The sequence below is a fragment of the Methanobacterium sp. BRmetb2 genome (assembly GCA_003491285.1).
In the GTDB taxonomy this organism is placed as follows: Archaea; Methanobacteriota; Methanobacteria; order Methanobacteriales; family Methanobacteriaceae; genus UBA117.
This window is the reverse complement of sequence record CP022705.1, coordinates 1,541,283-1,562,807: the sequence shown is the minus strand read 5'-3', so window position 1 is coordinate 1,562,807 and position 21,525 is coordinate 1,541,283. Positions and strand designations below refer to the sequence as shown.

Below are 21,525 nucleotides of genomic sequence, written 5' to 3'. Positions count from 1 at the left end.
CCATTAACATGATGAAAAATGAATCTTTCAGTTTTTGGAGTTTATAAAACAATTAAATTATGGATAGGGCTATTTATATAAATTAGATACAGAATAAAAGATACTTTATATTATCTTATCAAATCTCAATTATAACTCAAAATATTTTTGACTACTTGGAAAAAATTAAGGTTTCCCCACTAATTTATAATTTTATTCAATCATAAATCCATAGAAGATCTTGTATGAAAAGAGAAAAATTTATTGATTTAAAAAAAATCAAAAAACATTTAAGACTATTTAAAAATGAGTTAGATGACTATTTTAAATTAACGCAATACCAGCTAAACTCCATAAAATTAAAGTTATCAAATTTTACATTGTTTAATAATGATAAAGAAATCGGATTGCCTGGGAAAAAGAATATTTCAAAAGATCATCCCAAAATTGCTTTTGTAGTAACAGAATGTGATGATAATAGTTCAGCAGGTGACTATTTCACTGCAATGGAATTGGGAGAAGCCTTAAAAACGTATGGATGGGAAATAACTTTCTTACCCCGGAAAGGATCCGGTTATTGGTATGCTGTAGATGAAAATGTAGATGTAGTTATATCTCTACTAGATTCATATGACCCCAGAAAAATTAAAACTTCTAATAAATCTTTAATTAAAATTGCATGGCTTCGAAACTGGTTTGATAGATGGGTTTCTAACCCGGGATTCTCAGAATATAATATTATTTTTGCCAATAGTAATATTGCCTGTAACTATGTAAAAGGTGAAACTAATAAAGAATGTTATTTATTACCCATAGCCACCAATACTTCCAGATTTAATAACAAAATATCGCCGAGGAAAGAATATGAAAGTGATTACTGTTTTACAGGTAGTTACTGGGATGATCCCCGGGATATAATTGAGATGCTAGATCCTGAAAGTTTGAGATATAATTTTAAATTATATGGGAAAAATTGGAATAAAATAAATAAGTTTAAAAAATACTACCAAGGATTTATTGACTATTCAAAAATTCCAGAAGTTTACGCCTCTACAAAAATCGTTATTGATGATGCTAATAGAGTTACAAAAGATTATGGGGCAGTTAATAGTCGAGTTTTTGATGCTATAGCCAGCAACGCATTGGTGATAACCAACGGAGAGAAAGGAGCAAAAGAGACTTTTAAGGGTAAATTACCATATTTTACCAGTAAAGAAGAATTAAATAACTTAATTGAATATTATTTAAATAACGAAAAAGAAAGAATAGAAAAAATTAAAGAATTGAATGAATTTGTACTGAAAAATCACACTTACCACAACAGAGCTTATATCATTAAAAAAAGGTTAGAGAATTATCGTTTATCATCTAAATTTTAAATTTTCTGATAACTCATAGAAATACAAATATATACCATAATAAACAGTAAGATTTTAATTAATTGACATATAAAGAATATAGAAAATTATTTATTATAATCAAAAATATGCTATCTACTAATTATTAGAAAATGGAGCAAATGATAATGAAGGAAAAGAATAACAGTCTTAAGTCTGTTACAATCAAATTCAAGGTTTTATTAATCAAAGTTTTAAGAAAAATAAAAGTTAAAATTTGTAAATTTAAAAGTGAAACTCCTAATTTTCATGATTTTGATGAGTTTCTTGCCTATTCTAAACTTTCACCAGTAATAAATGCCCCGTTCAAAGAAGAAGATAAAAGATGTTTTGCCCTAATGGAAAACGTGGGTAAATACTTAATAAAAAAGGGATTAAAATCAGAAAAATCAATAATAGTATCCATAATAATGCCCGTGCACAACCGTGCCGATACACTACAAAGTGCTATAGATTCTGTACTTAAACAGACTTACAAAAATTTTGAATTAATTATTATAGATGACGGTAGTAATGATGGCACAACAGAATTACTAGAAAGTATCTCAAATACTAAAATTAAAATAATAAAAAATAAAACCTGTCAAGGTGTTTCCCACGCCAGAAATAGGGGTTTAGGAGTAGCTAAAGGAGAATACATAGCTTATTTAGATTCTGATAATACGTGGGAACCAGGTTATATAGCAGCAATGGTGGGTGCATTTAATGAAATACCAGATGCAGACGCTGTTTATGGTGGTCAACTATTATACCGGGGGGAAGAAGAACATCCATTCGCTGTTCGTTTTGGTAGTTTCAATATTTCATTACTTCAAAATAGAAATTACATCGACATAAACACTTTTTGCCACAAAAAGGAAGTATATGATAAATTAGGGGGTTTTGATGAAACTTTGAAACGTTATGTCGATTGGGATTTGATAATGCGCATTACTGAAAAATTTGAAATATACTCCGTACCCACCCTTCTGTCCAATTATTATTATGAAAAAGCTAAAAATACGATAACAAATGACACCGGTTTAGTTACTCATCTAAAATCTTTACGTGAAAAACAACAAGAAAGAAGGCTAAAATCATATAAGAGAGCCTTTCAAATGGATTTACCATCACACAAAGTGAGTATTATCATTCCCAGTTATGAATCCCTTACTGATCTTAAAGAATGTATTGAATCAATTCTGAATCTAGACCCAAGTGATTGGCTAGAGATTATAGTGGTAGATAACGCCTCAAGCCAGCCCATAGTTGATTACCTCTCCAAAATGGAAAATGAGGGTAAGATAAAACTTATTTTGAATAATATCAATTATGGATTCAGTTATGCTGTGAATCAAGGAATTTCAATTGCCAATCTTGGAAATGATATAATTATACTAAACAACGATGCTATTATCACACCTGGAGCCATAGAGAGTATGCAAAAAAGTGCCTATGAATTACCAGAGTGTGGAATAATTATACCACAGCAAATTCTTCCTCCAGAAACCAAAACCATTAATACACATGTTCCCCATGCCTACGCTAGTTATGAATGTGATGTCAGCCTTTCAACTCACCATAAAAACATTATTAATGTGCCAATTTTCCATTCAGGAAAGAATGTTGAATTGAAATTTGCACCATTTTTCTGTGCATATATAAAAAGAAAAGTATTAGATGAATCAAAAGGACTTGATGCCGAATATGGACGTCATTATCGCTCAGATCGTATATTATGTGATTATACCCGACATTTAATGAAACTGAAAATTTACTACGTATCTGATGCTATTGTCTATCATAAACTACAGAAATCAACTGATCAGCTTCGAAAAAAAACCCAGAGTAATGCAGATTTTGATATAATGTTTCATAAAAATCAGTGGGGATTAAAGCAGAGAAAAAAACTTGGATATAGAAAAGCCCCATGGGATACCTAAAAACATTAGGATAGATAATTTGATGGATTACTTAAAATTAATGGGTCTGTGCCAGTTGATTTATGTTAATTCTGAATTATTCTATTTTTTTAATTGTTAAATTAAATGATAGTAATCATTGCAAATATTAATAAATGATTGGGACTAATTAATTACGTTAATTGAAATCTTAAAAAAAATATTTATGTACAAAATTCAAAAATTATGATTACCTTTAAATTTTACAAACTAAAAATTTTTTAAATTATTAAATGCCGTTATTGCCTGATAAAAGCTGATATTTTTAATTTAAGTGATACTATGAAAATTACAGTCATTGGAACCGGTTATGTTGGATTAGTAACAGGGACTTGTTTTTCAGAAATGGGAAATATAGTTTATTGTGTTGATATTGATAATACTAAAATTGAAAATCTGAAAAATGGGATCATACCAATTTACGAACCAGGACTAGAAGAATTAGTCAAAAAAAATTATGAAAATGGAAATCTCAACTTTACCACTGATTTAAGTGAAGGTATAGATAACACTGACATCTGTTTCATTGCTGTTGGGACTCCTATGGATGAGGATGGAAGTGCTGACCTACAATATGTATTATCTGCAGCTCAAGAAATAGGAAAGGTAGTATCTCACAAGATTATCGTGGTTAATAAATCAACTGTCCCTGTGGGGACTGCTGATAAAGTAAAAGAAACTATAAATAATGAATTAAAAAAGAGGGATGTTAATCACGAAGTGCACGTAGTATCCAATCCTGAATTTTTAAAAGAAGGAGCTGCAGTTGAAGATTTTATGCACCCTGATAGGGTGGTTATAGGTTCTGATAATAAAGAAGTTATAGATATTCTTAAAGAGTTATACACTCCTTTTACCCTCAATCATGAAAGATTTATAATTATGGACATACGCAGTGCAGAAATGACTAAGTACGCCTCTAATGCTATGTTAGCAACTCGTATCTCATTCATGAATGAAATGGCCAATATATGTGAGAGAATTGGTGCAGATATTAATAATGTGCGATTAGGGATAGGTAGTGACAGTCGAATAGGCTACAGTTTTTTATATGCCGGCTGTGGATATGGAGGGAGCTGTTTTCCTAAAGATGTTCAGGCACTAATTAAAACTGCCCACGACAATGGCTATGATTCCAAAATACTCAAAGAAGTTGAATCTGTGAATAATGAACAAAAAATTGTCCTTGTAAATAAAATAATTAAAAGATTTGGAGATGATTTATCTGGATTAACCTTCGCTTTATGGGGATTGTCTTTTAAACCAGAAACTGACGACATGCGGGAAGCACCTTCGGTGGTAATTGTAAACAAATTAACTGAACTAGGTGCAAAAATTAATGCGTATGACCCTCAAGCAATGGAAATTGCTGGGAACTATTACTTTAAAGATAAGAGTAATATACAGTTTTCAGATAATAAATATGATGCAGTAAATAATGTAGATGCCTTAATTCTAGTAACTGAATGGAAAGAATTCAGAAGCCCTGACTTCGAGGAAATAGATAAAAAAATGAAAAATAAGATTATCTTTGATGGAAGAAATCAATACCATAAGGATTCTCTAAAAAAAATGGGATTTGAATATCATCAGATTGGAAACTCTGACTCATAGAGTTTGAATTGTATGTCAAATTATTAAATATAATTTAAAGATTATTTTAGTGGAATAACTATGATATTAAGTGACAGAATGCAGCACCGATTTTTTATCAATTTTAATAAATATAAATATCTACTTACCGAACTTGTAAAAAGAGATATAAAGATTAAATATCGAAGATCTGTGCTGGGAATATTCTGGAGTTTTTTACAACCATTATTAACCATGATAGTTTTAACTATAGTATTTTCAACTCTTTTCGGTGGGAGAATAGAAAACTATCCCGTATACTTATTAACTGGACGTTTAGTATTCGATTTCTATGCACAAGGAAGTAAAACTGCTATGAATTCTATTAAAAGTAATGCGGCTATTATTAAAAAGGTATATGTTCCTAAATATATGTATACCTTGGGTTCGGTTCTTTCTAACTTTGTTACATTTGGACTCTCATTAGTAGTGCTTATAATGGTAATGGTAGCCACTCAGGCTGATTTTACTATATATATATCCCTTGCCATCATACCTATCATTTTACTATTTATGTTTACATTAGGTGCCGGTCTTTTGCTGTCTACAATTTCCGTATTTTTCAGGGATATGGAGCATTTATATGGGATTTTTATAACTCTTTTAATGTATGGAAGTGCAATTTTTTACCCGATAGATATCATACCTGAAAATTTCCGTTTTTTATTTGAGATAAATCCAATATATGTAATTATCACATTATTCAGAGACTCATTTTATTATGGAAAAATATACGATCCAAAATCGTTATTATTTGCAACTTTCTCAGCTGTTGTGATCCTTATACTGGGAATATATCTTTTTTACAAATATCAAGACAAATTTATACTATACATCTAAAACTAAGAGAATTAATATTAGGTGATGATTTGGAAAAAACCGTTATCAAAGTTGACAATATTGGAATGGAATTTAATTTAAGTGCAGAGAAGGTAGATAATCTTAAAGAGTATGTTATTAAATTTTTAAAGCGAGAACTTTTATTTCAAGAGTTTTGGGCCCTTAAAAATGTTTCCTTTGAAGTAGAGAAAGGTGATAGAGTTGGAATAATCGGATTAAATGGAGCCGGTAAAAGTACTCTTCTGAAAATTATTTCAGGCGTTATGAAACCTAGCCAGGGCACTGTGGAGATAAAAGGTAGAATTGTACCTTTATTAGAGCTGGGAGCGGGTTTTGATAACGATTACACCGGAAAAGAAAACATATTTCTAAATGGTGCCATTTTAGGATATTCTAAAGAATTTTTAGAAGAGAAGTATGATGAAATTGTTGAGTTTTCTGAAATAAAACAATTTATCAATGTACCAATTAAGAACTATTCATCAGGAATGAGAGCAAGATTAGGTTTTTCCATAGCTACCATGGTAGAACCAGATATACTTGTTTTAGATGAAGTATTATCCGTAGGAGATTCTAAATTTAGAGAGAAAAGTGAGAATAGAATAATGTCACTGTTTGACAAAGGTATTACGGTTTTATTTGTATCTCATTCTATAGACCAGGTTAAAAAACTTTGTAATAAGGCAATTTGGCTTGAAAAGGGAGAAATAAAGATGCAAGGAGATGTAGAAGAAGTTTGTGATGCATATGAAGAATCATGAAAAAATAATCTATGATTCTTAAATCTCTTTTAATTAATTTGTCCTAATTTCAAATAAAATAAAGCCTAATTTTATTTAACAAATTATCAAAAATCTTATTCTACTTAAAAAATAATGTTTAAAAGACTTTAATTATATGTGTCTTTTCACATACCATTAGATTTTTAATAAAAAAGAATAGTACCTAATATGAGTATACTCACATTCTTAAATTTTTTAAACCCATTAAATCATATAAATCCAATATTTCCAAGGTAAACTTTATGGTTGATAAAAACAAAATTACCGCAGTAATTACTAATTATAATGGAAAATACTTCTTGAAAGAGTGTTTAAACTCTATCAAAAATCAGGATTTTCCTTATTTTGATGTTATTATTGTTGACAATGCATCCACTGATGGAAGTGTTGAATATATTGAAAAATATTATCCAGAAATCATTTTGATAAAAAACAATAAAAATTTAGGTTTTCCTGCAGCAGTTAATTTAGGAATCAATAATTCTTCAGCAGAATATATCTTCATTCTCAATAACGACACTGAATTAGAATCTAAATGTATGTCCAATCTTTATGAATGTATCCAAAAAGACGAATCAATCTTTGCAGTTACATCTAAAATGATCCAGTATTATGATCGGGCAAAAATGGATGATGCAGGGGATGAATACACCATTCTCGGCTGGACTAAAAGGGTAGGTTATGGAAAATCTCCTGATCAATACAGCAAAGAAAGAGAAACTTTCAGTGCCTGTGCTGGTGCTTCACTCTACAGAAGAAGTATCTTAGACGAAATAGGCTACTTTGATGAGAATTTTTTTGCATATCTAGAGGATGTGGATATAAGTTACCGGGCCCGTATAAATGGCTATAAATGTGTATACTGTCCGGAAGCAGTTGTCTACCATGTGGGCAGTGGGAGCAGTGGAAGTAGATATAATGAGTTTAAGATTAAACTTGCTGCCCGTAATAATGTTTATCTTCCATATAAAAATATGCCATGGCCCCAATTTGCTTTTAATTTTATTTTTCTTTTATTGGGCTATTTTATTAAATATATATTCTTTTTAAGAAAGGGATATTCATCTATTTACATTAAAAGTTTAAAAGATGGATTTAACACCTTAAATAACGTAAACAAAGTGAAATATAATCATAAACATTTTAAAAATTATTTAGAAATTGAATGGTTGCTCATTAAAAATACTTTGAAATTCATTTTTTTCTAAGTAATTATTTCAATGATAATAACGATATAAGTTGGTTAACTTATGATAAGAGACATTAAAATTGATAATCTTAGAGGTTTAGCTATATTTCTTGTTGTTTTAGGACATTTCTATGAAAAAACAACAATAGTTTCCCATAGTCTTTCTCCTTTAATTTTTATTAGTATAGTTTTTATTCGCATGCCCCTTTTTGTTTTTATAAGTGGTTATTTATCCAAAATTGGTCCCGAAAATACTGTGAAAGCATTTAAGAATATTCTTATCCCTTATTTTTTATTTAATATAATGTGGATAATCACAGACTTCATAGTAGATGGAAAGTTATCATTATCCTCATTCATTATTCCTGGGCCTGGTTTATGGTATCTTATGAGCTTATTTTTGTGGAGAAGTTTTTTGCCAGCTATCGACAAACTAAAATACCCTATATTTATCAGTATTCTCGTTGCTCTTTTTGCATCTACCTGGAATGGACTAAATGACTATTTTTCACTTTCAAGAGCTGTGCTCTATTTACCAATGTTTTTATTTGGATTTTATTTTAATGAGATAAGAGAAAGTTTATATTTCCAGAAGATTAAAGAAAAAATCAATTTTAAAAATAAGTATATCTCCCTAATAATCTTAATAACATTATTAATAGGATGCGTTCTATTTTTTGGATCACAAAAGGCATCCATATTAGCTTTCACATGGCCCTACAATATTGTAGGAGTAGGCAATTTAAAAGGAATGGTTTTATTAGCCTTCGCCTATATATCCCGAATGAGCATTATAATTGTTTTATTCTATCTAATGACAAGTAGAAAAACACTATTAACCAAGATTGGTAAAAATTCACTTCCAATATACATTTTCCACTTTTATTTCCTCTTTTATTTACCTCCAATACTTGAATATTTAGGTCTTGGTTTTGTATTTGAAAATCTTTATTTATCCATAATTTACGTGTTTGTGGCAACGATTTCTGTTTTATATGTTTTATCTAGGAATATTACGAACAAAGGAGTAAATTATGCTATTGATACATTTAGAAATATTATAATAAAAAAAGATGTTGATAAAGTGTTAAAAGAAGGACACAATTAAAAAATGATTAATGAGAGTAGTAAAATCAAATCTTATCCAATTAAATTAGCGTTTTTTAGAAAAACCATTCTATTTTTTAATAAATAATTTTTAAATACTAAAAAGTGATAATTTAAAGAGATATGAATAATAGATAAAATTATGTTAGATGCAAGGAGAATTATAATGGATTTATCAATTATCATCGTAAACTACCGCACCTATCATCTAACTAAACAGGCCATAGAATCGGTTATCAGAAAAGATCATCCCTTTAGTTATGAAATATTTCTGGTGGACAATGCATCTGGTGATGGCAGCCTTAAAAAACTACAAAAAGACTTTCGAGAGGAAAGAGATAATGGTTTGATAAGGTTTATAGCCAATAAAGAAAATAAGGGTTTTGCCTACGCAAATAATGTTGCTCTAACAAAATCAAAAGCTGAATATGTTTTATTACTCAATTCTGACACAGTAATTGTAGATGCTTGCCTGGAGAAATGTCTAAATTATATGCAGAAAGATGATAAAATTGGTGCACTTGGATGTAAAGTGGTTTTACCTGACGGCACTCTTGATAAGGCTTGTCGACGAAGTTTTCCCGACATAAATGTATCATTTTATCATATGAGTGGTCTTTCCCGTCTTTTCCCAAAAAGTAAACAATTTGGGAAGTATAATCTTACCTACATGGATGAAAATGAGACATATGAGATTGAATGTTTAGTAGGAGCATTCATGTTGGTTAGATGCAAAGTCATTAAACAAATAGGCCTTATGGATGAAAGATTCTTTATGTATGGTGAAGATATTGACTGGTGCTATCGTATTAAATCTGCAGGGTGGAAAATAGTCTACTACTCAGATGCTGAAATAATCCATTATAAAGGAGCAAGTAGTAATATAAAAGAAAAGCCTAAACTCATTTATGAATTCTATAGAGCAATGTATATATTTTATAATAAACACTATAAACATAAGTATCCATGGATTGTAACAGTTTTTGTTTATATTGGAATAAAGTTGAACTGTAAAATAAAGCTGTTCTTAAATAAATTAAAGAAAAAAAGTTATTAACAGTTATGTATGCACTCTAATTGAACATAACTAAGAGTTTAATTTTTAAATATTAGATAATATGGTGTAGAAATGATCCGGCAAAATCAAAGTTTTTTTAACGTTATAATGATTTTTCTTGATATGTTAGTCATAACCTTTTCTTTGATTCTCGCCTGGTACATACGCTTTGAAACCGATTTATTAGGTTTTGGGCACGGTACTTGGGGATTCGATCACTACATGTCACCCCTTTTAATTATTTTACCCATGTATTTATTATTATACTATATCTTCGGTTTATATACACCGCAAAGAACTAAAAAAAGCATTAGATCAGAACTATTTCAGATTATAAAGGTTAATATTATTGGATTGTTAGTTCTGGTGGCATTATTATTTGTATTGAATTTAACAGATTATTCACGATTCTTATTGGCCATGTTTGCCATTTTTAGCATTGGCTTTTCCACGTTGGAGAGATATACCATTAGACAGGGTCTTCAATACATCCGCAGCAAAGGTTATAACCTCAAACACATATTAGTGGTTGGAGCAGGAGATCTTGGAGAAAAATTTGCCAATAAACTAATGGAAAATGATTATGTAGGCTATGAAATAATTGGATTTTTAGATGATAACATTGAAAAAGGCCAAAAAGTAGTAAATTCTGAAATAATTGGAAAAATTATAGACTTGGAGCCTTTACTTCTAACAAAAGAAATTGATCGGGTGATTATAACCCTATCTCCTCGGCATCGCAGTCTTTTAGAAGCCATAGTTGATCTATGTGAGAAACACGGTGTAAAAGCTGACATTATACCTGATTATTACCGCTATTTCCGTTCCAAACCATATATTGATATGATCGATGATATTCCTCTCATGAATATTCGACGGGTACCACTGGATAATTCTTATAACATGGCTATTAAGCGAATTTTAGATACCGGAGTTGCCATACTGGCCATAATCATCACTTCCCCTATTATGATCATTACTGCTGTTATAATCAAAATAACTTCTCCCGGACCGATTATATACAAACAGGAAAGGGTAGGACTTGATAGAAAAAATTTCATGATGTATAAATTCCGCAGTATGAAAGTGCAGGATGAGGAAGAAGAAAAATTCCAGTGGACTACTGAGGATGATCCCCGTAAAACCAGATTTGGTTCTTTTATAAGGAGAACCAGTATTGACGAACTGCCCCAATTTTTTAACATTTTAAAGGGAGATATGAGCCTTATTGGCCCCCGGCCAGAACGGCCCCATTTTGTGGAGAAATTCAGGGAGGAAATTCCAAAATATATGATTAAACATCATGTGCGTCCGGGAATGACTGGCTGGGCTCAGGTGAATGGTTGGAGGGGAGATACCTCCATCGAGAAAAGGATAGACTATGACATGTACTACGTGGAAAACTGGACCCTGATGCTGGATTTAAAAATATTTTTCATGACCTTCAGGACAGGATTTACTGATAAACATGCATATTAAAGCTTTATTTTTTATTAAACTATGAATATTAAATTATAAACGAGAATTCAAAATAGAGAAAATAATTCAAAATAGAGAAAATTTTATAACCCTTCTAAAAGCTTTTGAAACTAAAATACTAGTTTTTAAGAATCATCCATGAAAAATATTCCTTAATTCTTGCATATTCATTTCAATGAAAGTTTTTGTCTGGGGATCTGCCAGTATTTTCAACTGTTTCTTTTGAGTTTGTTGATACGCCTTATTTAATATATCCTGGATTTCATCTACAGACATGTTCATGACTGTATTAAGTTTAACCATGTCTTTATTAGACATTTTATCTTTATAGCCTTCTATCTGGCCTTGAAATGTTTTAACCAGATTTTTATTTTTGGATACCCATCTTTTCAATAAAAAGGATGGAATTTTTGTAAAGGTATCCATTGCATCAACAACATCTTTTTCAGTGATACTCACTTCCTCTGATTCCATTTTTTAAACTTCCTTAACTTAATATAAATAAAAACCAGATGTACTATTTTTTGATTAAATTAGTTTTAACTATCTCATTTAATATTCTGAACTCTGCCCGGAATTCTTCCAGTTTAGTTAGAGATTCTCTGAATGTTTCCCTAGATTCTGGTTTAGATTTTTGAACTAGTCTTAAATATTCCTGGTTGTAGACAATTACCTCCTGAAATTTTACCATAAGATTCATTATCCTCCGGTGCAAACTATCGCAATTAAAAGGAGGATTTAACTTTTCGTATTCAAAAAAAATTGATTCAATATCTTTTCGAAGGATGTCCAGTTTCCAGTAAGCAGTTTCAGGATTAATATTCTGATTAGATTCCTTTTCAATAATTTGCATTAGGGATAGTAGATTTTCACTGGTTTTCTGCAGGGTTTTCCTGCTTTTTTTTAGAAACTGTTTCCGGGTCATTCCAAATATTAAGATACCCCCATGAATTTTAACAGATATTAACTATTTTAAGATAAAAGGTTGGATTGTGTATAATAATTATCTTTTCTAGCCTTTATCTATAAATAATTAGAGGACTTTATCCTGCCTTTTTTATTCCGCTTCTACTAGATCTAAAGCCCATGATCTTACCTCATCCCAATCTCTCATATCATAGGGCTTTGTGGTATCTATACCTTTTTCTTCCAAATCTTTTTTTACCATCTTCATTATGAGCTTATCCATTAAGCCATATTTGGCATTAGGGTCTATTACTCCTCCAAAGAGTCCCATGGCCACTGGTGGATTGATAAGATATTTATCTGCTATATTATCCAAATATTTCTCTTGGGCTTCTTTATATTGTTTTTCATCGTCGCGTGTTGCTCCACATACCACAAATAGAGCTACTTTCCTAGTTGAAAGAGTGTCTTTATTTTTTTCAAGGAATTTTAATGACTCTTTGGTCCAGGAACCCATCTTGATCCCGCTTCCAGCTACAACTAAATCGTAGGAAGATATTTCAGTACCTTTCATCTCTTTAACATCAAAAATATCTACTTCAACGCCCTTATCTTTTAAAATTTTTCCTATTTCTTCTGCAATTTCAGAGGTTGACCCGTATCTTGTTCCATATACTATTAAAGCTTTCATTTTATTGCCCCCTAATTTTAATTTAATATCCAATTCAGTATTGAACTTTTTATTTTAAGATTTTTTATATTCTTCATATAAATTTAAAGATAATTTTTCCAGTTTATACATGATTTCAAATAGATTTTTTACTTCTTCATCATTTAAACCGTTAAACAATGATTCTATGGCCTTTAAATCTTTTTCTCTTCGATTTTCCCAGAAATTGTGGTGTTCTTCGGTTAATTTTAGTCTTAATATCCGTCGGTTTTCTGGATCACGTTCTATTTTCAGTAAACCCCGATTTTCTAGACGGGTGGCTAATTGTTTCACATTCTGGTGAGTGGTACTCATGGCTTGGGCCATTTCCTCCATGGAAGGATCATGAGTAAAGGCCGTTCCCAGAATTACCAGCATTAACCATTGTTTAGTGGTTATGTTATCTTCCATGAACTCTTTATTAATTATGTAACCCCATCGCTGTTGAACTAGAAATAATACCACTAATATATATTTTTCCATGCCCAACCTTTCTCCTACACCGTGTTCTTCCTTAATTACATCTGAATCTTTCATTAATTTAACCTCTTAATTGGATGAAATTGGATCAGTCTAATTTTTCATTGATATTATTATAGAAGGTCACTGCAATAATAATTCCCACTACAGTTAAAAATACAAAGAAAATTACTTGACCTATGGCCACTGTTACTCCACTTGAAACCATGAATAGTACCATGGAAAGTATTGCTGTTCCTATAAGAGATGCTTTTATGACCAATATTGAAGCTAATACATATCCCCACGCATAACCTTTTATTAAAAGATATCCCACTACAATTGTGGCAGGAAAAACGATAGCTAAATCCAGTGCCTGAATTACCAGTGTTGTATAACTTTCCAGTGCTGCTGGGGCTATTCCAGTTAGTTGTGATTCAACTATCATAGAAAGCCACATGCCAGCCAGCATCAATCCGGCAATAATAAGAAAAATTGCAGTTATTTTGTTGATTAATCTTGGGGAGAAGCTTTCCTTGATTTTTTTTATGTTCATTGATAATAATTCTCCCATAAATGTATAGATAGATAAGGCAAATAAGGCCACATAAACCAGGAATAATTGGTTGAAAGATGCTGCAAATGACATTGAAGCATAGGTGTAGATGAAATAAAACATAATTCCCATCCACATCAAACGCCCCCTTAATGAGTCTCTGGCAATTAAATACAATGATGTCAGTAGAAGAGGGATAACTATTATTAAGGTGATTAGATCCTGTCCCATCATTTGGGCAGTTATTGAAACTGTGTCACTTTGATACAAATTTTTCCAGAATAATCCCGATATGTTGGCAATTGCTGCTAAGACAGCTATTGCAATTGAATTTATGTATATTATTTTCGTGTCCATTCTTCTCACAACCTATTGGTAATATATTACTTATTTAGGTAATATATTACATGTTCTATATATAATTTACTACCACTAAAAATCATTTAAAAAAAAATTAAAAAGCCTAAAAATGGTTTACAATTAGCAATTAAAGCATTATAGACTAATTTTTTAAATATTACTCATGACCCGAAACAATATCTGGAATATAATTTTTCTTTAAACTATCAATATATTTCCAGGCCCAACCATAAGCTAAGAGACTACCACAAAGCCCTCCTACCACTATACCCCACCAAACTCCTTGAGGCCCTAAATTTAAAACCATGGCGAAAAGGTATGAAAATACGGAAATGAAAGCTACTTCCCTAATAATAGTTAAAATTAGGGAGGTAATGCCTTTACCTACTGCCTGGAATATGGAGCTGGCCATTATCCCCAATGGGACCACCACATAAAATAGGCACATTACCCTTAATAGATCATCGATAGTAGAAGCTAGTACTGCACTTTGTGATGAATAGGTGAAGATAACTGCAATGTTTGTGGCGAAAATATAGGTTATGACACTTGTAACCACTCCAATTATAATACCAAGTTTAACTGAGTAATTAAGAGAGATAGAAAGATTTTCATAATTTTTAGCCCCAAAAGATGCTCCTCCAACAGTAACTGCCGCCGTACCAATTCCAATGGCCGGAATCAACGCTATCATAACCACTCTCCAGCCAGCAGTATATACGGCTACTGCATCAGGTCCACCAGTTAAAACTAGTATAATATTCAAAACTATTCCCAGTACAGACATAACAAAAGACTCTGCACTGGCCGGCATTCCCACCATTAAAATGTCTTTAACCACATTCCAGCTGGCTTTAAAGTCCTCTCTGGAGAATGATACATAGGTGTCTCTTTTCAATAATATCCAATAAAGAAGGATAAATGTTGCTAGGGCCGAGGATAATATGGTGGCCCATGCTGCTCCAGCAATACCTAATTTAAAGTAGTATATGAATACAGGATCCAGTACCATGTTTAGGATGGATGTGGCAGCCATTGCATACATGGCCCTTTTCACATCTCCTTCAGCCCGAAGAATTCCTGAAGCAACACTGGAGACTATTAAAAAGATTAATCCACCAAACACAATTTGTCCATATATAAGAGCTAAGTTTAGAGTGGAACCCGCACCAATTACCCTTAAAATATCCTGGAGAAATATAATGGTAAAGACGGTTAAGATACCCGAGATAATCAGGGCAATCAATACCGAGTGCATGGCGGCATTATCTGCACCTTTCTTATTTTTGGCACCTATACACCGGGCTATTAATGATGCTGCGCCGGCCCCTAAGCCATTTCCAAGACCAATTACAATCATAAAGACCGGAGTTATAAAACCTAACGCCGCAAGACTATCTGGACCTAAACCAGCTACCCATATACTATCAGCCAAGTTATAGGCCATTAAAAGCAGCATGGACATTATCATCGGAATAGATAAGTTACGAATTGCTTTTTTAGGATCCCCAGTTATTAATGATATCCTTTCAGTGATATTATGATTCAATGATTTATTATTAGTTTTAGAGGAATTATCTGATCTCATTATATTATTACACCAATTATTTTTGTTTTTTAACATTTATTGAATTGCTTTAATTAATATATGCTTTTAAAACAAGTCTATATATCTTTTTATTATTAAGTTTAAGTTATTTAAGTTCTTATTATAAGATATTTTTTACACTTGAAGTGTACCTCTAATTTCCTCACACAACAACCCTAACCACATGTTCATAATATGAGATATTTTTTACACTTGAAGTGTACGTCTAATTTATTCATATAGTAATATCAATAAATTTGTTTTTAGTACAATAAATCAGAATCCCTGAAATTCCTATCAAAAATTAAATCCGAAGATAATATATAACAACTATATTCACTATTAACATGAAATTCAATGAAGCCAGTAAATCACCTTCAATAGTGAAAAAGGCCATCATTACTTTCATAATTTTAAATTTTGTATTAAGCAGTATCTTCCATTTTTTCATAATATCCTTTGGATCATTAAATGCCATGGGAGGCCTTTATACATTTCTATTAATGTGGTGTCCAACCATAGCTGCTATAATAACTTCTTTCATATTTTTCAAGAGTATAAAAGAATTTGGATGGAAACCCTGGGAAAATAAAGTATCTTATTGCCGCTTACACAATACCCATAATCTATATTACAATTGCCTATGGAATATTTTGGGTTTTAGATCTTGGAGTATTCACAGGGAATATTCCAGCTAATATAATAGTATTTATTGTTATGGGTACCGTTTTGTCTATAATGTTTGCATTGGAAGAAGAAATCAGTGGAGAGGTTTTTTAGTTCCCCAAATAGCCAAAATTACCACTTTCAATTATGTTGTTTTAATTAGCGGAGCAATATGGGCTCTGTGGCACTTCCCCATCATAATATTCGGCTCTTACACTACAGGAACACCATTATGGTATTCATTACCTATCTTTACGTTAGGTATACTGGGAAGTAGTATAATCCTCGCCTGGTTCAGACTGAAATCAGGGAGTTTATGGCCAGCAGTACTTCTACATGCCAGTCATGATTTTTATTTAGGAAACATGTTTGTTCCCTTAACCCGTGGAACTTTAAGCCACTAGCTGGTAGGAGAAACGGGAATACTATTACTTGGAGTTCTTTTAGCTTTTGCTCTCATTTTCTGGAAAATGAGAGATAAACTACCAAATACCCTAATTAGTGGAGCAGAAAGATGAAGTTATGCCCATACTGTGGGAAAGACCAGAAATATAAAATTACACTGCATAATATAAGAAAAGGCTAGTTTGAGTACATTTTGACTTGTAATAAAAAGTATTTAGATAGAGGAGTATTAAAATAATTTAAAAATTAAATTTAAAAATAGTTGAAGTGAATATTTCAGATATGGAAACCAAACATTGATTTACGTTTTCAGCGTATCAATACTTGATGGTGGAGAAGCTAAAGCATTAATAACCTGCCTTGATCTAACCTGGGACTGAATATAACATCTTGTTGCTTTTGAAAACTCATAAACAGTGTTATTTGATCTGATTACTTTTTCACCTTGTTCAAATTGAGTTTCAGCACTTTCTATTAATTCTAACAAAGAATCACGTGCCTGGTCAGATTTTTCTAATTTTTGAAGTTCCTCTTTAGAAAGTTTAATATCTTTTACTGCCTTATTCCGGGCATATTCCATGACTGCCTTAGGGGAAGAATCTAACTTAATTTCCCAGAATGCATTTGTTTCATTGTAAATAGGAATTGCGCTGGTAGGCATCATGGGTGCCAGACCTCTTTTTGCTGGACCTGTGCACAAACAATAAATGCCTTCACTAGGTTTGGTAACCACAGTCATTGCGTTGGAAGCATGGCCCGTGGATATTTCACCCCACCTGCCCGTTTTAGTGTACTCTTTTACTATTTTATCCCATTTACCCTGAGGAATTGTGCCCCCATTCTGGTAGATCATCTTCATGAAATCTAAATCGACATTACCCCATCCTCGACTCATCATTTCATAAAAATACTTATTTCTCTCGCAACTGTTAGTATAGGCAAACATCATCCCTTTTTTTAAAAGATCACCCTCATTTAAACGACCAGTGAAATATGCAAAAAATAAACTTAATGACTTGGTCATGCCCACTGGTTTTATGGGCCTCCATCCTCCGTGCTCATCCCACATCCACTCCTCTTCATATTCACTCATCCACTCTGATTTTATTGCTTTAGGGTGACAGGTACTGTTATTAGCATAAATAAAATCATTTTCACCCAGTATACCAGATTCTCTAATTGCTTTCGGCTCTTTCCTCCCCTCAATGATATATGTATAACTACCATCTGCATAGAATCCTCCCACTGTTGCCTGATCCCCCCAACCAATATCTCCGATGGGCCAGGAAAGTTCCATTTCTTTAGCCTGTTTAGCATTATCGCAATATCTTAAACAGTGGATAACTGAAGCAGCTCTCCTTAAACCATATCCCCAATATTTTCTAGGTTCTAAAAATTTCGGCCCGCCACCGTGATGAACGTATATTAATCCTTTATCATTCATGGCTGGATGTCCAAAGAAATATACCTCTCCAGCGCCAGGAATTTCTCCTGTGGCTCCAAATGGACTGTAGATAAAGTTATTTCCCTCTTCAGGAAAACCAATAATTGTCACCTGATAACCTAATTCATGGTCCCCAGTGGAACCTGTGACTAATTTTCCGTCTTTTGTTGCCTCACCCCAGGCAGCAACACCAGAACAAGCAAGAGGAGGTATTTCAGGTAATCCTCCCGTATCCAGAAAATCCTGTGCAGGAGGTTTATTTCCAACCCACAAACTCAAAACCTCTTCATAGGTCATGTTAATTCCTAATTCTCTGGCACTATCAGACCAGCCTTTACAAAAGTCAATTAACCAGGGTGTATGTTCTTTGTGTTGATCTTCCCATTTTCTTAAAAATTCTAAATCGGATCCTGAAAAATTTTTACCTGTTTTTCTTTCCAATATCCACCGACCAAATATCTCCACTAATTGTTTAGCGTATTGAAAGCCCATATCGTAATTGGAGCCTTGAATAATTATAATTGGGGTTATTTCCGGTACCATAGGTACATCGTCTGCATAGGTAATTTCTGTTCCTTTGTTTTCTAATGTTGAAGGAGCATATTCAATTGGTTTATCAATTCCTTTTTGTAGATATTCATACAGTTTTTTTCTGAGCTTTTCTGCCTGTTTAAAGCCTTTTGATGATTTTTTCCAATCGTCCTTGGAACCGGTTTGAGAAGCCTGTGTTGCATACCACCTCCCTTTATAATATTCAATAAATGCTTGATTAAATTCTCTAACCCGCTGCATGTAAAGTGGATGATGATAATTTAATTGCCCAATCTCCATGTTGACCAGATATAACTTATTTTTTATAGAATCCCTGGTTCGTGCTGCTTTAATAATTCTGAAATTTTTAAATGCATATTTTAATAATTCAATAATGCCGGGTTTGGTCGATTTTTTATTATTCATCTAATCCCTCCTTTCTTGATTCAATTTTTCCCATTTTGAGATTATTGATTGTAATTCTTCCTCAAAAAAAGCGTAAAGATTATCTAACTCATCAATCCTATCAGTAGAATCTGATGATTTATTTTCAAGTGCTGAACGGCCCTCATTCAATAAATTTCTGACCACTGCTAAATTCTTGAGTTTGGTTAAAAATAATTTTTCCCATCCACCTTTTCTTATTTTATAGAATAAAGGGCGATCACCAGGTTTTGTAAATTCTTTTACTATCTGGGTTTGAACCAACATTCTGATCATTGTACTTGCAGAACCCTTGGAAATATTTAGAGACTCGGCGATTTGTTTTTGTGTTTGTTCAGGTGGATCGCAGATTAATAAATATCCAAAAATTTTACCGGCAATTCTTGGGAAATTAGTACCCCTCTCAAAGAATAAACCAAATTCTTCAATAAATTTCAGTTTCTTAGAATTCATAGTTTCACTTTATTCAGTAATTATTGAACTATATGAATAAAGTAATATATAAAATATTCTAAAAAAGTTAAGATATTTAAAAAAAGTGTAAAGAAGGATTCCAATAAATATTTTCCGTCTTTAATCATTAAATAGGATTTAATCAATAGAACAAATTTAATTTTATTCTAATTTGGATAGCTAAAGAGATTTAAGGGTTAATTTTAAGAATAGTTATTAAACTATCTTTTTCATTATATTTTCAAATCTAGTCTTGCTTATTGGATGATAGCTTAATATTTTTCCATTATAAATAAGACAGAATGATCCGAAAGCACATGGAGTATTTTGAACAGCCTTTGCATCTTCTAAATCAATCAAATTGGTTTTTAGGTTAAATTTACTTTTTGCCGATTCTATGATGGCATTAACATTTTTTTCAGTATAGGGGCATTGTACTGAACGAAGAATAGTCAATCCTTTGCTATATTCATTTAAATAACTTTTCATATCTGATTTGAATTTTGGATTTTCTGATTTATCATCAAACTTTCTAACCAACAAATAAAAATCAGGTTCGGCACTATCAACAACCTCAAAACCTTTATTGAGGAATATGTCATTACCTACCATGAACGGGCCTTTTCTGGTAACTACGGCAATTCCTAACATTTTTTCATCTTTTGCCTCTTTTATACATTCATCAAGTAACAAAGAAGCCAATCCTTTCCCTTTAAATTCTTTTCTAAATCCCACGAAAATACAGTGAATGAACATGTATCCGTCAGCATCAACAGGACGATGGGCATATTTTCCAGGAATGTATTCTAGCATTCCCTGATAACCACCCTTTTTAGAGATTACAACCTTAATTCTCAATCCTTTTGGATAATATTCTTTGAACCACTCAATTTTTTTTCGTAACTCCACATGTTTTTTCAAATCTTTATATCCACATACACCATAATCGGCAATATTTTCGGGAGTTAGGTCTATGACTTGTATATCGTCCATATTAATTCCCCGGGACTAGTTTTAAAAGTTTTACAATTTGTTTCTCGTCTATTTCGTTTTTCGAGTAAACTTCAATGTTCCTCATTGTTTTTCCGCTGCCCTGAAATAATGCAATTTCTTCTTTGGACAAACCTTCTATGGAGAAGCCTAAATTGACATGGGTTTTAAGAGCGACGATATAATATTTACCTTTATCATAAGAAGGGACACCCCACTTCATCCCCTCTTTAATATCAGGATATGTTTTGAAAATAATTTTCCTCAATTTATTACAAATTTCCTTTTGAGGAGATTTTTGCTTTTTTATATATTCGTCAACTTTTTTATTCATACTTGTCACCTTTTGTTGTTAAGAAGGCTACTGTAATGTTATGATCTATAAATTAATTATATAGTTATTTTGTTCTATGGACCAGTAAAAAAACAGAATATTGCCTCTCTATACAAGAAAAATCAATTTATTGATTTTTAAAATATAATCCTTATTCATCACGAGAAAATATTTTCTTGAATTGCGTTAAACTACCCTATAACGAACAAATAAACCTCAACGATTTTTTTGTAATTCCACTGCACATGTTTCAGAAAAATGTCCATATAAAACAGTAC

Annotated in this window: 21 protein-coding genes; 11 read left to right on the top strand and 10 right to left on the bottom strand. The window is 31.9% G+C overall.

Features of this window, described 5'->3' with window-relative positions:
- The first annotated feature begins 224 nt into the window (after nucleotides 1–224).
- From CIT01_07770 to CIT01_07730, 9 genes are all read left to right on the top strand, one after another.
- Complete coding sequence (locus tag CIT01_07770; GenBank protein ID AXV38100.1) at nucleotides 225–1,358, top strand: hypothetical protein; 1,134 nt, start codon at nucleotides 225–227, stop codon at nucleotides 1,356–1,358.
- A gap of 131 nt (nucleotides 1,359–1,489) precedes the next feature.
- Nucleotides 1,490–3,298 (top strand): family 2 glycosyl transferase, encoded by a 1,809-nt coding sequence (locus CIT01_07765; GenBank protein ID AXV38099.1) that lies wholly within the window; start codon nucleotides 1,490–1,492, stop codon nucleotides 3,296–3,298.
- Between the two features lie 300 nt (nucleotides 3,299–3,598).
- Entirely contained in the window at nucleotides 3,599–4,930 is a 1,332-nt protein-coding gene (locus CIT01_07760) for a UDP-glucose 6-dehydrogenase (protein AXV38098.1), read from the top strand.
- A gap of 60 nt (nucleotides 4,931–4,990) precedes the next feature.
- Nucleotides 4,991–5,788, top strand: coding sequence for an ABC transporter (locus CIT01_07755; protein AXV38097.1), 798 nt, complete (start codon nucleotides 4,991–4,993; stop codon nucleotides 5,786–5,788).
- Between the two features lie 65 nt (nucleotides 5,789–5,853).
- Complete coding sequence (locus CIT01_07750; protein ID AXV38762.1) at nucleotides 5,854–6,549, top strand: teichoic acid ABC transporter ATP-binding protein; 696 nt, start codon at nucleotides 5,854–5,856, stop codon at nucleotides 6,547–6,549.
- A 263-nt stretch (nucleotides 6,550–6,812) separates the two neighbouring features.
- Nucleotides 6,813–7,778 (top strand): glycosyl transferase family 2, encoded by a 966-nt coding sequence (locus CIT01_07745; GenBank protein ID AXV38096.1) that lies wholly within the window; start codon nucleotides 6,813–6,815, stop codon nucleotides 7,776–7,778.
- A 42-nt stretch (nucleotides 7,779–7,820) separates the two neighbouring features.
- Nucleotides 7,821–8,867 carry a hypothetical protein gene (locus tag CIT01_07740; GenBank protein ID AXV38095.1) on the top strand — a complete coding sequence of 349 codons (1,047 nt, stop codon included), beginning with the start codon at nucleotides 7,821–7,823 and terminating at the stop codon, nucleotides 8,865–8,867.
- 165 nt (nucleotides 8,868–9,032) lie between these two features.
- The gene (locus CIT01_07735) at nucleotides 9,033–9,923 is read left to right on the top strand and encodes a glycosyl transferase family 2 (protein AXV38094.1); all 891 of its coding nucleotides are present in this window, start codon (nucleotides 9,033–9,035) and stop codon (nucleotides 9,921–9,923) included.
- 72 nt (nucleotides 9,924–9,995) lie between these two features.
- Complete coding sequence (locus tag CIT01_07730; protein AXV38093.1) at nucleotides 9,996–11,402, top strand: undecaprenyl-phosphate glucose phosphotransferase; 1,407 nt, start codon at nucleotides 9,996–9,998, stop codon at nucleotides 11,400–11,402.
- 132 nt (nucleotides 11,403–11,534) lie between these two features.
- On the opposite strand, the gene CIT01_07725 is transcribed toward CIT01_07730, so the two are convergent.
- The 6 genes from CIT01_07725 to CIT01_07700 form a co-directional block, all read right to left on the bottom strand.
- Nucleotides 11,535–11,876 (bottom strand): hypothetical protein, encoded by a 342-nt coding sequence (locus tag CIT01_07725; protein AXV38092.1) that lies wholly within the window; start codon nucleotides 11,874–11,876, stop codon nucleotides 11,535–11,537.
- 43 nt (nucleotides 11,877–11,919) lie between these two features.
- Nucleotides 11,920–12,327, bottom strand: coding sequence for a hypothetical protein (locus tag CIT01_07720; GenBank protein AXV38091.1), 408 nt, complete (start codon nucleotides 12,325–12,327; stop codon nucleotides 11,920–11,922).
- A 132-nt stretch (nucleotides 12,328–12,459) separates the two neighbouring features.
- Entirely contained in the window at nucleotides 12,460–12,999 is a 540-nt protein-coding gene (locus CIT01_07715; protein AXV38090.1) for a nitric oxide synthase, read from the bottom strand.
- A gap of 54 nt (nucleotides 13,000–13,053) precedes the next feature.
- Nucleotides 13,054–13,554 (bottom strand): MarR family transcriptional regulator, encoded by a 501-nt coding sequence (locus tag CIT01_07710; protein ID AXV38089.1) that lies wholly within the window; start codon nucleotides 13,552–13,554, stop codon nucleotides 13,054–13,056.
- Nucleotides 13,555–13,585: 31 nt separating this feature from the next.
- Nucleotides 13,586–14,389, bottom strand: a complete 804-nt coding sequence (locus CIT01_07705; GenBank protein AXV38088.1) for a hypothetical protein — start codon at nucleotides 14,387–14,389, stop codon at nucleotides 13,586–13,588.
- A gap of 160 nt (nucleotides 14,390–14,549) precedes the next feature.
- Nucleotides 14,550–15,980, bottom strand: a complete 1,431-nt coding sequence (locus CIT01_07700) for an MATE family efflux transporter (GenBank protein AXV38087.1) — start codon at nucleotides 15,978–15,980, stop codon at nucleotides 14,550–14,552.
- A gap of 567 nt (nucleotides 15,981–16,547) precedes the next feature.
- Here CIT01_07700 and CIT01_07695 point away from each other — a divergent pair.
- Nucleotides 16,548–16,760, top strand: a complete 213-nt coding sequence (locus CIT01_07695; protein AXV38086.1) for a hypothetical protein — start codon at nucleotides 16,548–16,550, stop codon at nucleotides 16,758–16,760.
- Nucleotides 16,688–17,050 (top strand): hypothetical protein, encoded by a 363-nt coding sequence (locus CIT01_07690; GenBank protein ID AXV38761.1) that lies wholly within the window; start codon nucleotides 16,688–16,690, stop codon nucleotides 17,048–17,050. Before CIT01_07695 ends, CIT01_07690 begins: the two co-directional genes overlap by 73 nt.
- 302 nt (nucleotides 17,051–17,352) lie before the next feature.
- On the opposite strand, the gene CIT01_07685 is transcribed toward CIT01_07690, so the two are convergent.
- The 4 genes from CIT01_07685 to CIT01_07670 form a co-directional block, all read right to left on the bottom strand.
- The gene (locus CIT01_07685) at nucleotides 17,353–19,452 is read right to left on the bottom strand and encodes a hypothetical protein (GenBank protein ID AXV38085.1); all 2,100 of its coding nucleotides are present in this window, start codon (nucleotides 19,450–19,452) and stop codon (nucleotides 17,353–17,355) included.
- Nucleotides 19,453–19,923 carry a hypothetical protein gene (locus CIT01_07680; protein AXV38084.1) on the bottom strand — a complete coding sequence of 157 codons (471 nt, stop codon included), beginning with the start codon at nucleotides 19,921–19,923 and terminating at the stop codon, nucleotides 19,453–19,455.
- A gap of 216 nt (nucleotides 19,924–20,139) precedes the next feature.
- Nucleotides 20,140–20,916, bottom strand: coding sequence for a GNAT family N-acetyltransferase (locus CIT01_07675; GenBank protein ID AXV38083.1), 777 nt, complete (start codon nucleotides 20,914–20,916; stop codon nucleotides 20,140–20,142).
- Between the two features lies 1 nt (nucleotide 20,917).
- A complete protein-coding gene (locus CIT01_07670; protein ID AXV38082.1) occupies nucleotides 20,918–21,247 on the bottom strand; it encodes a hypothetical protein in 330 nt (109 codons plus the stop codon).
- Nucleotides 21,248–21,525: the final 278 nt, after the last annotated feature.

What these genes read in the sequence shown, in the direction of transcription:
- CIT01_07745 (AXV38096.1), top strand. Translation starts at nt 6,813, where the DNA reads ATGGTTGATAAAAACAAAATTACCGCAGTAATTACTAATTATAATGGA.
- CIT01_07720 (AXV38091.1), bottom strand. Translation starts at nt 12,327, where the DNA reads ATGACCCGGAAACAGTTTCTAAAAAAAAGCAGGAAAACCCTGCAGAAA.
- CIT01_07770 (AXV38100.1), top strand. Translation starts at nt 225, where the DNA reads ATGAAAAGAGAAAAATTTATTGATTTAAAAAAAATCAAAAAACATTTA.
- CIT01_07725 (AXV38092.1), bottom strand. Translation starts at nt 11,876, where the DNA reads ATGGAATCAGAGGAAGTGAGTATCACTGAAAAAGATGTTGTTGATGCA.
- CIT01_07740 (AXV38095.1), top strand. Translation starts at nt 7,821, where the DNA reads ATGATAAGAGACATTAAAATTGATAATCTTAGAGGTTTAGCTATATTT.
- CIT01_07670 (AXV38082.1), bottom strand. Translation starts at nt 21,247, where the DNA reads ATGAATAAAAAAGTTGACGAATATATAAAAAAGCAAAAATCTCCTCAA.
- CIT01_07765 (AXV38099.1), top strand. Translation starts at nt 1,490, where the DNA reads ATGGAGCAAATGATAATGAAGGAAAAGAATAACAGTCTTAAGTCTGTT.
- CIT01_07685 (AXV38085.1), bottom strand. Translation starts at nt 19,452, where the DNA reads ATGAATAATAAAAAATCGACCAAACCCGGCATTATTGAATTATTAAAA.
- CIT01_07730 (AXV38093.1), top strand. Translation starts at nt 9,996, where the DNA reads ATGATCCGGCAAAATCAAAGTTTTTTTAACGTTATAATGATTTTTCTT.
- CIT01_07700 (AXV38087.1), bottom strand. Translation starts at nt 15,980, where the DNA reads ATGAGATCAGATAATTCCTCTAAAACTAATAATAAATCATTGAATCAT.
- CIT01_07710 (AXV38089.1), bottom strand. Translation starts at nt 13,554, where the DNA reads ATGAAAGATTCAGATGTAATTAAGGAAGAACACGGTGTAGGAGAAAGG.
- CIT01_07750 (AXV38762.1), top strand. Translation starts at nt 5,854, where the DNA reads ATGGAATTTAATTTAAGTGCAGAGAAGGTAGATAATCTTAAAGAGTAT.
- CIT01_07675 (AXV38083.1), bottom strand. Translation starts at nt 20,916, where the DNA reads ATGGACGATATACAAGTCATAGACCTAACTCCCGAAAATATTGCCGAT.
- CIT01_07735 (AXV38094.1), top strand. Translation starts at nt 9,033, where the DNA reads ATGGATTTATCAATTATCATCGTAAACTACCGCACCTATCATCTAACT.
- CIT01_07760 (AXV38098.1), top strand. Translation starts at nt 3,599, where the DNA reads ATGAAAATTACAGTCATTGGAACCGGTTATGTTGGATTAGTAACAGGG.
- CIT01_07755 (AXV38097.1), top strand. Translation starts at nt 4,991, where the DNA reads ATGATATTAAGTGACAGAATGCAGCACCGATTTTTTATCAATTTTAAT.
- CIT01_07680 (AXV38084.1), bottom strand. Translation starts at nt 19,923, where the DNA reads ATGAATTCTAAGAAACTGAAATTTATTGAAGAATTTGGTTTATTCTTT.
- CIT01_07705 (AXV38088.1), bottom strand. Translation starts at nt 14,389, where the DNA reads ATGGACACGAAAATAATATACATAAATTCAATTGCAATAGCTGTCTTA.
- CIT01_07715 (AXV38090.1), bottom strand. Translation starts at nt 12,999, where the DNA reads ATGAAAGCTTTAATAGTATATGGAACAAGATACGGGTCAACCTCTGAA.